This window comes from Micromonospora sp. LOL_024, assembly GCF_048060415.1.
Taxonomy (GTDB): Bacteria; Actinomycetota; Actinomycetes; order Mycobacteriales; family Micromonosporaceae; genus Micromonospora.
Map to the genome: position 1 here is coordinate 14012 of NZ_JBHMIS010000018.1, position 15721 is coordinate 29732.

The 15721-nt window shown below is 70.0% G+C and carries 4 protein-coding genes; all 4 read right to left on the reverse strand.

Annotated elements, in window-relative coordinates:
• Positions 1 to 3: 3 nt before the first annotated feature.
• From ACFHWY_RS18515 to sbnA, 4 genes are read right to left on the reverse strand one after another with little or no spacing between them, the layout of a single operon-like run.
• The gene (locus ACFHWY_RS18515) at positions 4 to 7170 is read right to left on the reverse strand and encodes an amino acid adenylation domain-containing protein (RefSeq protein WP_416581461.1); all 7167 of its coding nucleotides are present in this window, start codon (positions 7168 to 7170) and stop codon (positions 4 to 6) included.
• The gene (locus tag ACFHWY_RS18520) at positions 7167 to 13607 is read right to left on the reverse strand and encodes an amino acid adenylation domain-containing protein (RefSeq protein ID WP_416581462.1); all 6441 of its coding nucleotides are present in this window, start codon (positions 13605 to 13607) and stop codon (positions 7167 to 7169) included. Before ACFHWY_RS18520 ends, ACFHWY_RS18515 begins: the two co-directional genes overlap by 4 nt.
• Positions 13604 to 14614, reverse strand: a complete 1011-nt coding sequence (sbnB, locus tag ACFHWY_RS18525; RefSeq protein ID WP_416581463.1) for a 2,3-diaminopropionate biosynthesis protein SbnB — start codon at positions 14612 to 14614, stop codon at positions 13604 to 13606. Before sbnB ends, ACFHWY_RS18520 begins: the two co-directional genes overlap by 4 nt.
• Positions 14608 to 15618 carry a 2,3-diaminopropionate biosynthesis protein SbnA gene (gene sbnA, locus ACFHWY_RS18530; protein WP_416581464.1) on the reverse strand — a complete coding sequence of 337 codons (1011 nt, stop codon included), beginning with the start codon at positions 15616 to 15618 and terminating at the stop codon, positions 14608 to 14610. The genes sbnB and sbnA overlap by 7 nt, the downstream gene beginning before the upstream one ends.
• Positions 15619 to 15721 lie beyond the last annotated feature (103 nt).

Sequence of the window (15721 nt, forward strand, 5' to 3'; positions counted from 1 at the left end):
TCTTCACCGTTGACCGGCTGGCTTGTCGATGAGCCCCGTCAGGATGCCAGCGAGATCCGCCACGTACTCCTTCATCACCGAGAAGTGCTCGCCCTTCGCCCGGTGCACCCCAAGTCCGGCGGTCCGTTCGCGCCACCGCTCCAGGTAGTCGCTGAAGCTCTGGCCGGAACTGACCACCTCGTGCGCGCCCAGCGCCAGTTCGTCGCTGACGATCAGATCCAGGTGACCGGCGTACGGTCGATCTCGGTAGGACAGCACCATCTCCATCACCTCCTCCCACATTCGCGCGGCGGGCAGCCACATGGTTCCCGCGCCGCGCTCGGGCAGCGTGATCCCGTCGTTGCCGACGATGTCGTCCACGATGTGTTCGAGCAGCGCCAGGGTCTCCTGCCGAAGCACCGACGTATCCTCATCCGGCGGCGCCGCGTCGAGCTGCTCCAGGTTCGTCACACACTGCTTGATCAGCGCGTACTCCGACCAGAGGTGCTCCTTCTGCCAGGCGTCCTGCCCCGGGTCGAGCAGGATGAAGGTGACCTGCTCACCGTCGGCCATCAGCCGGTTGGCCATCTCGCTGCTCACCCCACTGCCGCCACACCAGCTGAAGATCCGGTACGGCCCGTGCGGGACGGCCTCCCGCAACTCTGCGAGGTAGCGGGTCGCCATTTCCTCGGTGGACGGGACGGAGCCGGTCGACGGGTCGCGGCCCGGCCATTCGAAGGCGACCACCGGCAGATCCGGGTCGAGCTTCTCGGCCAGCCGCCGGTACCAGTGCGCGCTGCCGCCGCCGGGATGCACGCACACCAGGGGGGGCTGGTCGCCGTTCCGGCGCAGCCAGAGCAGCGCCGTGGCCGGTAGCCGCCTGCCGTCGATCGACGCGGCGAGCGCCGCGAGCGTGCGGTGTTCGACGAAGGATCGGACGGTCGTTTCGATGTCGTGCCGGTCGCGCAACAACGCGATCGCCCGCAACGTCAGCAGGGAGTGCCCACCGAGGTCGAAGAAATCGTCGTCGCGGCCGACCCGGGGCAGGTGGAACACCTCGGTCCAGACCTCGGCCACGGCCAGTTCCGTCGGCGTACGCGGCGCGCTGTACTCCCGTGCCGAGGTTTCCACCGCCGGCCGGGGCAGCGCGGCCCGGTCGAGCTTCCCGTTGTTGTTCAACGGGAGCCAGTCCAGGCGCACCCAGGCCGTCGGGACCAGGAAGCCGGGCACCCTGCTTCGCATCAGGTCACCTAGCCGGGCGGGGTCGCCCGGGCCGTCCTCGTCGAGAACGACATACCCGACGAGCTGCTTGATCCCGTCCACGCCCCGGTACGCCGCCGCCGCGGCGGCCCGCACCGCGGGCAGCCCGGCGATCACGGCCTCCACCTCGCCCAACTCGACGCGGTGTCCGCGGATCTTCACCTGATGATCGCGCCGCCCGCTGAAGTGGACGGTGCCGTCCGGGTCCTGGCGGACCATGTCCCCGGTGCGGTAGAGCCGGTTTCCCGGTGCGCTCCCAGACGGATCCGGGACGAATCGTTCGGCGGTCAGGTCCGGACGGCTCTGGTATCCGCGCGCGACGCCCGGACCACCCAGCAGCAACTCACCTGGCACGCCGAACGGGACCGGGTCGAGGTTCTCGTCGACGACCTGCACGTAGGTGTGGTTGATCGGCTTCCCGATCGGGATGACGTCGGTGACCGCCGGCAGCGGGATCCGCGGGTGGACGGTGGCGAACGTGGTGCTTTCGGCCGGGCCGTACCCATTGCTGACCAGCACACCCTGCTCCATCGCCCTACGCACGTGCAGCGGAGGCAACACCTCACCCCCGACGACCACTTCCCGCACCCCGGCCAGCGCTTGCGGCCGCACGTCCATGATGGTGCTGAAAAGGCCGGTCGGCAGGCACAGCACGGTCACCCGGTGTCGGCGCAGGGTCTCTTCGAGCTCGGCCGCGGTCGGCGTTTCCGGGGAGACGACCAGCCGCGCCCCGTTGCACAGCGCGCCCCAGACCTCGAACGTCGACGCGTCGAAGGCGAGTGTGCCAGCCTGTAGCAGAACCTGATCGGCGTCCAGCTGCGCGTACTCCTGGCCGTGCACCAGCCGCACGACGCCGCGGTGCGGGACCAGCACGCCTTTCGGATGTCCGGTGGACCCCGACGTGTACGTGACGTAGGCAAGGTTTTCCGGTGACAGTGTCACCCGTGGTGCGGTGGTCGGTCGGCTGCCGTGCGACCACCACCCGCAGTCCAGGTTCAGCGTGGTCAGCCCGGCACGCGCCGCGAAACGGTGCGCGTGGGTCGGCCCGCTCAGCAGGATTCGGGTGCCGGAGTCGTCGAGAAGGTACTCGATGCGGCTGTCCGGATACTTGGGGTCGATTGGCAGGTAGCAGCCGCCGGCCTTAAGGATGGCGAGCAGCGCGACCACCGCGTCGATCCCGCGTTCCATGCAGACCGCGACCGGGGTTTCGACGTCGACGCCGCGCTCACGAAGCGCCCACGCCAGTTGGTTGGCCCGGGCGTCGAGCTCACGGTAGGTCAGGCGCGACTCGCCGCACTCGAGTGCAACGGCATCCGGCCGGTACTGTGCCTGGGTCGTGAACAGGTCGGTGACGCACACCTCGGGCAGGGCGGGCCAGTCCTGCTGTGGCACGGTGAATTGGTGCGCCGGGGTCGAGCTGAGGTCCACCGGATTCGCCCCGTCGTCGGCGATCATCGCGGTGAGCAGTGCGAGAAAGGTCTCTCCCAGGGCGGTCAGCCGCTCCCGCGTCGCCCAGCCGGCCCGGCACTCCAGTCGTAGCTCGCCCGGGAAGGTCAACGTGACCAGGGCGAACTCGTTGGGGCTGTCGTCGACGACCGTGCCGAACACGTCCTGCTGCCCGTCGAGCACGTGGAAGTCGAGATAGGAGAAGATGCTGCTGATCAGCGGCGAACCGGAGCCCCAGGCGCGCTGCATCGCGGGGATCGGGTAGCGCCGGTGCGGCCACACGGCAAGCTCTTCGGCGAACACGGCGCGCACGAGATCGCGCCAACGGGGCGTACGCAGGTCCACCGCGAACGGCACCGTGTTGAGGTACATCCCCATGACCTCGTCGCCACGCAGCAGTTCGGGCCGGCCGTTGACGACCAGACCACTGAAGAACCGCCGCTGGCCGGTGATGACGCCGATCATCGCGAGGTGCGCAGTGTGCAGCACGGCCTTGAGCGAGGTCTGCGTCCGCGCGGCCAGCTCCCGCAGCCCCGGTTCGAGATGACGCCAGGACATTCGCAGCTCCGGCACGGCGCCGTGGCCGGCCGGGGCGGTGTCCGCCGGCAACGCGACACGGTCGTAGTCGTCGACCCGGCTCCGCCAGAACCTTTCATCCGACCCGGCCGACAGTGATCGTCGTTCCAGCCTGACGAATTCGGCGTAACGCCCCGGAGGTGGGGGCTTCAGCGCATCGGTGTCCACGTCCCGGATCGCCCGGTAGGTGTCCCGTAGCTCGGCGATGAGGGAGTGATGGCTCCAGCCGTCCAGGATGGCGTGGCACTCCGTGTGGGTCAGCACCCACGTCCGCTCCCCGGTTCGGTGCACCTGCCAGCACAGTAGCGGGGCGTGGTCGATGGGCAGCATCGCCGACTTCACCGACTCCCGATACCGCTCAAGGTTGTCCTGCTGCTCGGCTACCGGGAGCCCGCGCAGATCGTCGAAGCCCACCTCGACCCGCGCCTCGGCATGGACGAGTTGCATCGGCTCGGTGTAACCGGACACGTGGAACGTGGTGCGCAGGATCTCGTGCCGGTCAACCAACCATTGGGCGGCCTGACGCAACGCGTCCAGCGAGAACGGGCCATCGTCGACGATGTCGAAGCTGGTCACGTTCTGGTACGCCGGGTGCGAGCCGTCGACCAGCATCTCGTACACCATGCCGGCCTGCACCTGACCCATCGGGTAGGCGTCCACCAGGCCGTCCGGGAGCCGGTCGTGGTCGGCCGGGTCGAGTTGTTCGAACGGGCGAACCGGCGGCTCGTCCGCACCGGTGGCCGGCCGGTCGGCGAGCGTCGCCAGCTGCGCCGCGCTCTGGTGGGTGAAGATGTCCTGCACCGACAGGTTCAGTCCGCCACGGCGCAGGGTCCCGATCGCGCGGATGGCCCGGATCGAGTCACCCCCGACGTCGAAGAAGCGGTCGTGCACACCGACCTGTTCGACGCCCAGCGCCGCCGCGAGTGCCTCAGCGACGACGCCTTCGGCCTCGGTGCGGGGGGCGACGTACGCTCCAACCGCCCAGGCGCGGCCAGGTGTCGGGGCCGGCAGCGCACGCCGGTCGGTCTTTCCACTGGTGGTCAGGGGCAGAGCGGGGAGCAGCTGCCAGTGGCTCGGTACCATCGCCTCGGGCAGTCGACCACGCAGAAACGACGCCACGTCGCTCGCCTCGACACCGGCGTCTGTGTCCCGGACGACGAGGTAGCCGACGAGTTGGCCGTCGTGCACCGCGACGGCGACCGCGGACACCGCCGAGTGCTCGGCCGCCACCGCCTCGATCTCGCCGAGTTCGACCCGGTGCCCACGGATCTTCACCTGGTCGTCGAGCCGGCCGAGGTAGTCGATCCGGCCGTCCGGGAGGTACCTCGCGAGGTCACCGGTGCGGTACAGCCGCCCTCCTGCGCCGGACTCCTCGAACGGGTCGGGAACGAACCGCTGCGCCGTGAGCCCCGGGCGGTTGAGATACCCGCGGGCCAGTTGCACGCCGCCCAGCAGCAGCTCACCCGGCACTCCGATCGGGACCGGTCGCAGGGTGTCGTCGACGATGTAGGTGCGCGTGTTGGCGATCGGCCGTCCGATCGTGACCGGCGTGCCGGGCACGCACCGCACCGCGGTGACGTCGACGGCAGCCTCGGTCGGACCGTAGAGGTTGTGCAGCTCGCCACCGATCCGCTCGTGCACGGCGACGACCAGGTCGGCGGGCAGCGCCTCGCCGCTGCAGATCATCCGGCGCACCGACGGCAACGGCCCGCACACCTCGGCCAGGAACACCCGGAGCATGGACGGAACGAAATGCAGGGTGGTGATCTGCTCGGTGGCGATCACTTCGGCCAGGTAGTGCGGGTCGCGGTGGCCGTCGGGACGGGCCATCACCAGCGTCGCCCCGGTGATCAGTGGCCAGAAGAACTCCCACACCGAGACGTCGAAGCTGTACGGGGTCTTCTGCAGCACCCGGTCGGAGGCGTCGAGCCGGTACGCGTCCTGCATCCAGCGCAGCCGGTTGACGATCGCGCGGTGGGTCACCACGACGCCCTTGGGTCGGCCGGTCGAGCCGGACGTGTAGATCACGTACGCCGGGTGGTCCGGCCCCGCTGGGGCCGTGTACGCCGGTGCCGGCCGGGTGTCGGGGATGACCGGTCCGGTGTCGGTGAGCACGATCGTGACGCCGGCGTCGGCGCACATGTAGTCACGGCGCTCGGCCGGGTGGTCCGGGTCCAACGGCAGGTAGGCCCCGCCGGCCTTGTGGATCGCCAGCAGGCTCACCACCAGCTCGATGCCACGACGGCGGCACACGCCGACGATCGATTCCGGCCCGACGCCCGCGTCGATAAGGTGGTGCGCCAGTCGGTCGGCTCGCCGGTCCAGCTCCGCGTACGAGACGTCCTGGCGTGCGAAACGGACGGCGACGGCGTCCGGGGTGCGGGCCACCTGCCGCGCGAACAGCTCCGGCAGGGTTGCGGTCGGGTACGCGACCTCGGTCTCGTTCCACTTCCGCAGCACCAGCCGCCGCTCCGCCGGTGGCGGCCCGGTCAGCCAACTGATCGGGGCATCCGGCGTGGCCGCGATGGCGCCGATGAGGGTGGTGAAGTGGGTCGCGAACCGCTCGACGGTGTCCCGGTCGAACAGCGCGGTGGCGTAGTTCAGGACACCGGTGAGTGTGTCGTCGGGCTGGTCGACGACCACCAGGGTCAGGTCGAACTTGGCGTCGCTCTCGCCGACCGGCAGTTCCTCGGCGCGCAGCCCGCCGACGCGGCGGGCTGCGGAGTCCCCCCTGGCCCACAGGAACATGGTCGAGAACAGCGGGGTCCGGGACGCGTCACGCACCGGGGCCAGCTCGTCCACCAGCTGTTCGAACGGGAGTTCCTGGTGGGCGTACGCGCCGAGCGCCATCTCCTTCACTTGCCGGAGCACCTCGCGGAAGGACGGGTCGCCGGACAGGTCGGTGCGTAGGACCAACGTGTTGAGGAACAACCCGATGAGGTCCTGCACCTCGGCCCGGTCGCGACAGGCCACCGGGGTGCCCACCGTGATGTCGTCGCTTCGGCCGAACCGGCCAAGGATGATCGCGTACACCGCCATCAACACCATGAACGGCGTCGCGCCGGCCTGGCGGGCGAGCTCGCGCAGCGCTCGGGCGTCCGGCGCGGGCACCGCGAACGGGACCAGGTCGCAGGCGCTGTCCCGGACCTTCGGGCGCGGCCGATCGAGTGGCAGTTCCACAGCTGTGGCGCCGGCCAACGCCTGCCGCCAGTAGTCGAGCTGGCGGTCCAGCGTGACACCGGACATCGCACCGCGCTGCCAGGCGGCGAAGTCCGCGTACTGCACCGGCAGTGGCGCCAGCGGGGACGGTCCGCCGATCAGCGCAGCGGTGTACAACCGGTCGAGCTCACGCCACAGCACCTGCTCGGACCAGCCGTCGAAGGCGATGTGGTGCAGGGTCACGACCAGCGCGTGCTGATCGTCGGCGAGCAGCGCGAGGGTTCCGGTCAGCACCGGCCCGGTCGCGAGCTCGACGGGGGCCCGGTCGTGGGTCATCCAGCCGGCGATCCGCTCGTCCTGCGCGGCGGGGCCGAGACCACGCAGGTCCACCTCGTGCAGCGCGGCCGGCCGCGGAGTGTCGATCACCTGGCCCGGTTCACCGTCGGTCACCACGTAGCGGGTGCGCAGCACCTCGTGCCGCGCCACGATCCCGTCCAGCGCCGCCCGCAGTGCGTCGGGCTTCAGCGGCCCGGACAGTCGAAGGCCGGCGCTGGCCAGATACTCGGTGCTGCCCGGCCGGACCTGGTCGAGAATCCACAGCCGGCGCTGCGCGAACGACAACGCGAGCGGCCTGTCGCGCGGCACCTGTACCCGGGCGATCACCTCGTCCGGCACGACGGCCGCGTCACCTACGAGCCTGCGCCGAAGCAACTCCGCGCGCAGACCGGCTCGATCAATTGTCTCAGTCACAGTGCACCATCCCGGGAAAGCAGTTCGCTCATCTGGGCGTCGGTCAGCTCGTCGAGCTCCGCCGCGATCAGGTCGGTCACCACCACCGCCAACTCCGACACGGTGGTCGCCTCGAACAGGCAGCGCAGCGGGACCTCGACGGCGAGGGCCGCCCGCAGCCGGGCCAGGACCCGAGTCGCCAGCAGCGAGTGCCCGCCGAGTCCGAAGAAGTCGTCGTCGACGCCGATCCGGTCGACACCGAGGATGTCGGACCAGATTCCGGCGATGGTCTCCTCCGCCGGATCCCGCGGTGCCACGTACCCGCGGGCACCGTCGAGCTGGGACGGTGTCGGATCGGGCAGCGCCGCCCGGTCGACCTTCTTGCTCGGTGACAGCGGCAGGGCAGCGACGGTTACCCAGGCCGACGGGATCATGTACGAGGGCAGCGACTCCCGTAGGTACGCCCGCAGCTCGTCGATGTCGGGCCCGGTGTCATGCGGCCACTCCAGGTAGGCGACGAGTCGCTTGTCGCCGGGCCCGACGTCCCTCGCGACGACAGCGGCCGCGGACACCGCTGGGTGCTTGGCCAACGCGGCTTCGACCTCGGCGAGTTCGATCCGGAAACCACGGATCTTCACCTGGGTGTCGAGGCGGCCGAGGAACTCGACCGTACCGTCCGGCCGATGCCGGACCAGGTCACCGCTGCGGTAGAGACGCGCTCCCGGTTCGGTGGCGATCGGGTCGGGCACGAACCGTTCCGCGGTCAGCTCGGGCCGGTTGTGGTAGCCGCGGGCCAGGCGAACGCCCCCGATGCACAGTTCGCCGGGTACCCCGACCGGAAGTGGACGCAGCCCGGCGTCGAGCACGTACACCCGGGTACCGGCGATCGCGCGGCCGATGTGCAGGGTGGCCGTGCTGCGCTCACCGTTCAGGTCGCCTGACACCGGGTTGAGCATGCAGGTGACGCTGGCCTCGGTCGGCCCGTAGTTGCAGAGGAACCGGCCGGGTAGACCGGTCGCCGCCCACCGTTGGGCGTCGGCGACGGTCACCACGTCCGAGCCCACGTTGATCAGCTTCAGCGCGGCGAGCCGATCCACACCGGACTCCAGCATCTCGCGGTAGTAGGCCGGGGTGATCTCCATGATCGTCACACCGTGCTGCTCCAGCTTGGGCGGCAGCTCGCTCGGCGTCCAGAAGACCGGGTCACTCACCACGAGTGTGGCGCCAGCGGTCAGGGTGGCCGCGATCTGGTCCATGGCGACGTCGAAGGTGAGCGCCGAGAGCAGGACCACCCGCTCGCCGGGGTGGATGCCGTAGTAGGCGGCGATCACCCGGCAGTGGTGCGCGTAGGACCGGTGCGAAATCATCACACCCTTCGGGCGGCCGGTCGACCCGGAGGTGTAGATGATGTACGCGAGATTGTCCGGCACCGTCACCGGCGTCGGGTTGACCGACGGTCGGCCCCGCATCCGGTCCCCGTCGTCGACGAGCAGCACCGGGCGCCCGTGCCCGGCGAACCGGTCGGCGAACTTGCCTGTGGTCACCACCAGGTGCGCTCCGGCGTCGGCGAGCATGAAACGCAGGCGCTCCGGCGGATGTTCCGGATCGAATGGCGCGTACACCCCGCCGGCCTTGAGCACCGCCAGCAGTACCACGACCGGCTCGAACCCGCGCTCAAGGCACGAACCGACGACGACCTCCGGGCCGACGCCCATCGAACGGAGATGGTGCGACAGCTCGTTGACCCGCGCGTTGAGCTCGGCGAAACCAAGCCGCTGGTCGCCGAACACCACCGCGGTCGCGTCCGGGGTCCTCGCGGCCCACCGTTCGAACAGCTGCGGTACCGAGAGGTGCCGTTCGCCGGGCGGGTCGAGAAGGTCCAGCCGGTCGGTGTCGGGATCCGGCCACTGGTGAACGATCGCCCGGCGATCGTCGGCCGACAGCAAATCGAGCTCGCTGACCCGGGCGTGCGGGTCAGCGCTCACGCTGCCCAGCAGACGTAGGTACTGGCGGGCGAGGCGTTCGATCGTCGAGCGGTCGAACAGCGCCGTGGCGTACTCGAACCAGCATTCCAGCCTCCCGTCCGGTTGCTCCATCACCGACAGGGTGAGGTCGAACTTCGCCACCGAGACGCCGCTGCCCAGGCCGGTCGCGGTGCACCCGGCGAGGATGGCCTCCGAGGCACCGTCGGTGTGCTGTACCTCGAACATGATCTGGAACAGCGGGTTGCGGGACAGGTCGCGGTCCGGTTGCAGCGCGTCGACGAGATGTTCGAACGGCACGTCCTGGTTGGCGAACGCCTCCAGGGTGGTGCGGCGGACCCGGTCGAGCAGGCCGATGTAGGTCGGGTCCCCGTCCAGGTCGGCACGGATCACGAGGTTGTTGACGAAGAAGCCGATCAGGTCCTCGCTCTCCGGCCGTGTCCGGGCGGCGACCGGGGTGCCGATCGCGATGTCGGTACGGCCGGTGTAGCGGCTCAGCAGCACGTCGAACGCGGCCAGCAGCACCATGAAGAACGTGGCGCCGGTGCGGTTACCCAGCTCGCGTACCGCCGCGCCGGTGGCCTCCGGCACATCGACGATCAGCAGATCACCGCGTAGGTCACGCCCAGGCTGGCGGGGGCGGTCGGGGGTCAGCTCGACCGGCACCAGCCCGGCGAGCCGGTGTCGCCAGTACTCGAGCTGGTTGCCGATGGTGCCGTCGGCCTGCCGGTCACGTTGCCAGGCGGCGAAGTCGGCGTACTGCACCGCAAGCGGCTGCGTGGACCACGGCGTGCCGGCGACGCCTGCCGCGTACGCCTCGTTCAGCTCGCGCAGGAAAATGCCCAGCGACCAGTTGTCGAAGGCGATGTGGTGCAGGGTGATCGCGACCAGGTGTTCGTCGGCCGCCGTGTGCACGACCACGACCCGCAGCGGACGCTCGTGGGTGAGGTCGAAGGGCCGGGCGCTCGCCGCGTCGATGATCGCCTTGGCGCGCGGCGCGGCATTCGCCTCACCGGTCAGGTCCACCACGTCGAAGACCACCGGGCCGGCCGGATCCACGATCTGCATCGGGACACCGTTGTCTCCGACGTAGCGGGTGCGTAGCACCTCGTGCCGGGCGCCGACCTGCTCCACCGCGCGGCGCAACGCCGCCGTGTCCAGCGTCCCGGTGAGGTGGTACACCATCGGGATCAGGTACTCCGCGCTGCCCGGTTCGAGCTGATCCAAGAACCACAGTCGTTGCTGGCCGAACGAGGTCGGCAGGGCACCGTTGCGGGGTACGGGCACGATCTGCGGCTCGCTGTCGAGCGTCGTGCCCGCGTCGATCGCCGCGGCGACCCGCTCCACGGTCCGTCCCTCGAACAGCGTGGCCACCGTCAGCTCCAGCCCGAACCTTCGACGCAACCGGTGCGCGAGCCGGATCGCCAGCAGCGAGTGCCCACCCAACGTGAAGAAGTCGTCCGCCACGCCGACCCGCTCAACTGCGGTCAGCTCGCCCATGACCGTGGCGACCGCCCGCTCGGTCTCCGTTCGAGGCGCGACGTGACCGGGGTCCCCGTCGCGCGGCTGGCTGTCCGGGGCCGGCAACGCCGACCGGTCAACCTTTCCGTTGGGCAGCGACGGGAGCTCGACCAGCGGGATGATTCCGGCGGGAACCATCGCGGCGGGCAGCCGGGTGCCGACGAATCCGAACAGTTCGTCGGGCTGAACCGTCTCCCCGGCGACCGGCACCACGTAACCCGCCAGCTCCAGGTCGCCGGTGGCGGATCGGTAGGGGGTGACGACTGCCGCCGCGACCGACGGATGCGCCCGGAGCGCAGCCTCCACCTCGCCGGGTTCGACGCGTACCCCCCGCACCTTGACCTGCGCATCGAGGCGGCCGACGAACTCCAGGCTCCCGTCCGCCCGCCACCTGGCGAGGTCACCGGTGCGATACCACCGCTGGCCCGGCCGGGTCGCGAAGGGGTTCGGGGTGAACCGCTCGGCGGCGAGGTCGCCGCGCCCGGCATAGCCGCGGGCGAGGCCGACGCCGCCGACACACAACTCCCCGGGTACCCCGATCGGCGCGAGCCGATCGGCGGAGTCCACCACGTACACGGCGACGCCGGGCAGCGCGGCGCCGATCGGGACCGTGCCCTCCGCCTCGCCGCGCTGGTAGCGCCACGCGGTCGAGTCGATCGAACACTCGGTCGGGCCGTAGGTGTTGTACAGCTCCACCTCGAGCACGCCGAGCAGTCGCTCGCACAGGTCGGCCGGCAGCGGCTCGCCGGCTGAGCACACCAGCCGCAATGCCCCGCAGGCAGCCAACTCCGGCTCGTCGACCACGGTCCGCAGCACGGACGGGACGAGTTGCACCACGGTGATCCCGTGGGCCGCGAGGGCACCGACCATCACGGCGGTGTCGCGGTGCGCGTCCGGCGGCGCCATCACCACACAGCCGCCGGACACCAGCGGCGCCAGGAACTCCCACACCGAGGCGTCGAACCCGATGGTCGTCTTCTGCAGTACGCGGTCGGTACTGGTGAGCTGGTGCCGCTCCACCGCCCACAGCACCCGGTTCCGGATCCCGCCGTGAGTGATCACGACGCCCTTGGGGCGACCGGTGGATCCGGACGTGTACATGACGTAGGCGGCGTTCGTGGCGTCGAGCGCCACCGGAGGCGGCGGCACGGCGCGGACGATGTCGTCCCACTGTTCGTCGAGCGCCACCACCGGTGTACGCCGCGGTATCAGCTGTCGCAGCGCCGCCGCGGTGAGGACCAGTTCGATGCCGGCGTTGTCGATCATGAACTCCAGCCGGTCGGCTGGCAGGTCGGGTGCGAGCGGGACGTAGACCGCGCCGGCGGTGAGCGTCCCGAGCAGCGCGACCACGACGTCGGTACCACGGTGCATGGCGACACCGACCGCCGTTTCAGCGCCAGCTCCACGGGCGTGCAGGAAGCCGGCCACGCTGTCCGCCCTGGACATCAGCTCGGCGTAGGTCAGCTCGACCTCACCGTGGACCACGGCCACCGCGTGCGGCGTGGCCTCGGCCTGTGCCCGGATCCGGTGCGGCAGCAGCGCGCCGGGCGCCTCGCGCCCCGTGGGATTCCAGCCGAACAGCAGCTCCCGCTCCGCGGCCGTCACGGTCGGCACGTCGCGCAGCGGTCTCTCCGGCGCCGCCGCGAGGTTCTCCAGGAGCGCCAGGTAGTTGTCGGCCATCCGCTGGACCCGGGCCCGGTCGAAGAGCGCGGTTGGATAGGTCATCCGGGCGACCCACGATCCGTCCGGCTCCTCGGTCATCTGTAGCGACAGGTCGAAGGTGGCGCTGAGCACGGGGGTCGGCACCCAGTCCACCTCGATCCCGGGCAGGCGTAGCGGCTCGCCCTGGCCGTTGAGGACCGCGAACCCGACCTGGAAGAGCGGGTTGCGGGAGAGGCCGCGGTCCGGCGCCAGTTCGGCGGCCAGGCGTTGCAGGGGTATGTCCTTGTGTGCGAAGGCGTCCAGGGCCGTCTCGCGGACCCGCACGAGCAGCTCGACGAAGGTGGGATCGCCGGACAGGTCGGTACGTAGCACCACCGTCTGGGCGAGCGAGCCGATCACCGGCTCAAGCTCGGTACGGTTCCGCCCACTGGTCGACACGCCGACACCGAAGTCGAGCTGGTCCGCGTAGCGGCTGATCAAGAGCTGGTAGGTGGCCAGGAACACCATGAACGGGGTCACCCGGGCGGCGCGTCCCACGGCGATGATCCGCGCCGCCAGTGGCGCCGGCACAGCGAACGTGACCAGGTCACCGGCCGGTTCCCAGACGGCGGGACGCTGCCGGTCGGTGGGTAGCTCCAGTGGCTCCAGTCCGGCCAGTCGCTCCCGCCAGTAGTCCAGCTGCCGGGCGAGCGCCGCGTCGTCCGCGCTCCAGCGGGTGCGCTGCCAGTCGGCAAAGTCGGCGTACTGGAGCTCCACCGGCTGCAGCGGCTCCGGCGGCGGATCCTCGCCCGGAGCGTGGGTCGCGTAGAGCACGCCCAGTTCCCTGGCCAGGATGCCCAGTGACGGACCGTCGAAGGCGATGTGGTGCACCACGATCAGCAGAATTGCGTCACTGGGTGAGAGCTGGACGAGGGTCAGCCGCCATGGCACGGCCTCGCGCAGGTCGATCGTCGTGCTCACGGCGGCTTCGCCGATCTCCCGTACCCGCCGGTCCTGTTCACCCGCCGGGTACGCGCTGAGATCCACCACCGTGACTTCGGCCGGTGCGGGTTCGTCGATAATCTGCACCGGCTGTCCGTCAACCGTCGCGTAGCGGGTACGCAGGATTTCGTGCCGGCCGACGATCTCTGAGAGGGCCGTGGTCAGCGCATCCCGGTCCAGCGGCCCGCGCAGCCGGAATCCCCAGTGCAACAGGTACTCCTGGGCGCCGGACCGGACCTGGTCGAGGAACCATAGCTGCTCCTGCTCGAACGACAGTCGGACCTGGTTGCCGGTTTCGAGGATGTCAGTCATGCGTTCACCTGCTGCTCTGTCGATAGAAAGTCGTCCAGGGTGGTGCCTAGTCCGCGGGCCGACGCCGCATGCCGGACCATGTCGGCCACCGCCAGATCCAGGCAACCGAGGCCGAACGGGGAGAACACCGTCACGGCCTCGTCGCTTCTGACATACCGCTCGTCGGCCACCAGGATGTCGCCGAGCGAGGCGGAGATGAAGTCGCGGTGGCCGGCTTCCTGTTGGGCCAGATCCAACGACGTCGCGGCCCGGCACACATGGTCGGCGTCGTCGACGATGTTCACGCTGGAGTGGATGGAGTCGGTGGTGAGGTCGCGCAACGATAGGTGCAGCACCAGGGTTCCCGGACGGCAGTGCCCGGCACTGAGGTGCGGGGCGCTCGCCGTCGTCGCCAGGCACACCAACGTGTGGCGGGCCAGGGCGTCGGCCGCGCTTGCGGCCACGTCGACCTTCAGCGTCGGCCAGACCGACCGCGCGTGGGTGGCGAAGGAATGTGCCCGTTCGGCGCTCAGGTCGTACAACGTCACCGTGTCGACCTTCGGCAGCACGGTCCGCAGAAACCTCAGCACCTCGAAGTTGATCGGACCACAGCCGACGAGCGTCACAGCGGTCTCCGGGCTCGACGAGGACAGCGTGGACGCCGCGAGGGCAGCGCTCGCGGCCGTACGTCCGGCCGAGATCGCCGACGCTTCGAGGATCGCCTCCGGCACACCGGTGTGTACCGAGTTCAAGATCATCACAGCCGATGCCCGGTGCATACCCCGCCCGAGGTTGCCGGGGAACGACGACACCCACTTCACCCCGCAGGTCGGCGTCTCACCGCCCAGAAAGGCCGGCAATGCGATGATCCGCTCGCGTTCGCCGTGCGGGAAGCGGAGGAACACCGACTGCGGTACCTGCGTCCGGCCCGACGCATGCGCCCGGTACGCCGCGTCCACCGCGGCCACCACCTCGCGCTCGCCCCCGTCGAGGACTGCCCGGACCTCACCTGCCCCGACAATCAACACGGCGCCACCTGCATGTCGGGCTTGTTCCACAGGTGCGACACGTCACCGAAGTACGTCATGACCCAGTCGTCGTCGTAGATGGTGTCCAGGTACCGTTCACCACGGTCGGGAAAGACCATCGCGCACGTGGCCCCGGGCCGGATCTGGTCGCGCATCTGCTCCAGGCCCGCCACGACGGCGCCCGACGAGCCACCCACGAGAATCGCCTCGCGGGCGGCCAGCCGACGGCAGGCCGCGACCGCGTCGAGATCGTCGACCCGGAGCACGATGTCCGCCAGATCGCTGCGGTACAGTTTCGGACGCACCGACGCGCCGTGGCCGGGAATCATCCGCCAACCGACCGCCGGACCGAATATCGCACTGCCCATCGCGTCCACCGCCACGATGGTCACCGGCAGCTTGTGCGTGCGGATGTACTCGGCGCACCCCCGCAGGGTGCCGCAGGAACTCGTGGCGCAGAACAGGTAGTCGATCTCGGGCAGGGCCCGCACGATCTCTCGCACGGTCGCGTGGTGCGCCCTCGGGTTGAGGGGGTTGGAGTACTGGTCCGGGCAGTACGCGTGATCGGTCGTCGCGACGAGCTCACGAACCCTGCGGATGCGTACGGGCAGGTACTCACCGGTGGTCGGGTCGACGTCGGTGACCACCTCGACCTGCGCGCCCAGGGCACGCATGATGGCTATGTTGTGCCGGTTGGTACGCGGGTCGACCACACAGATGAAGCGGATTCCGTAGTACCCGCAGACCTGCGCGAGACCGATTCCGAGGTTGCCGGAGCTGGACTCGACCACCACCGAGCGTCCGGGTACGAGCCGTCCGTCGCGGATGCGCTCCCGCAGCATCTCCAGCGCCGAGCGGTCCTTGATGCTGCCGCCGGGGTTGTGCGACTCCAACTTAGCAAACGTCCTGAAAGGACTCTCCGGGTCGAGCTTCACCAGCTCGACGATCGGTGTCGCTCCGATGGTCGCCAGCACTCCTGACCCGTGGGGTGATTGTTCGGTCATAGAGCCGCTCCTCGAGTTGCACTCGCTCCACGATTCGCCTGCCACGAGGCTCCTCCACAGCACCGAGCCAGCGCAGGGAAGAACGTGCAGACTCTCCGGTTGA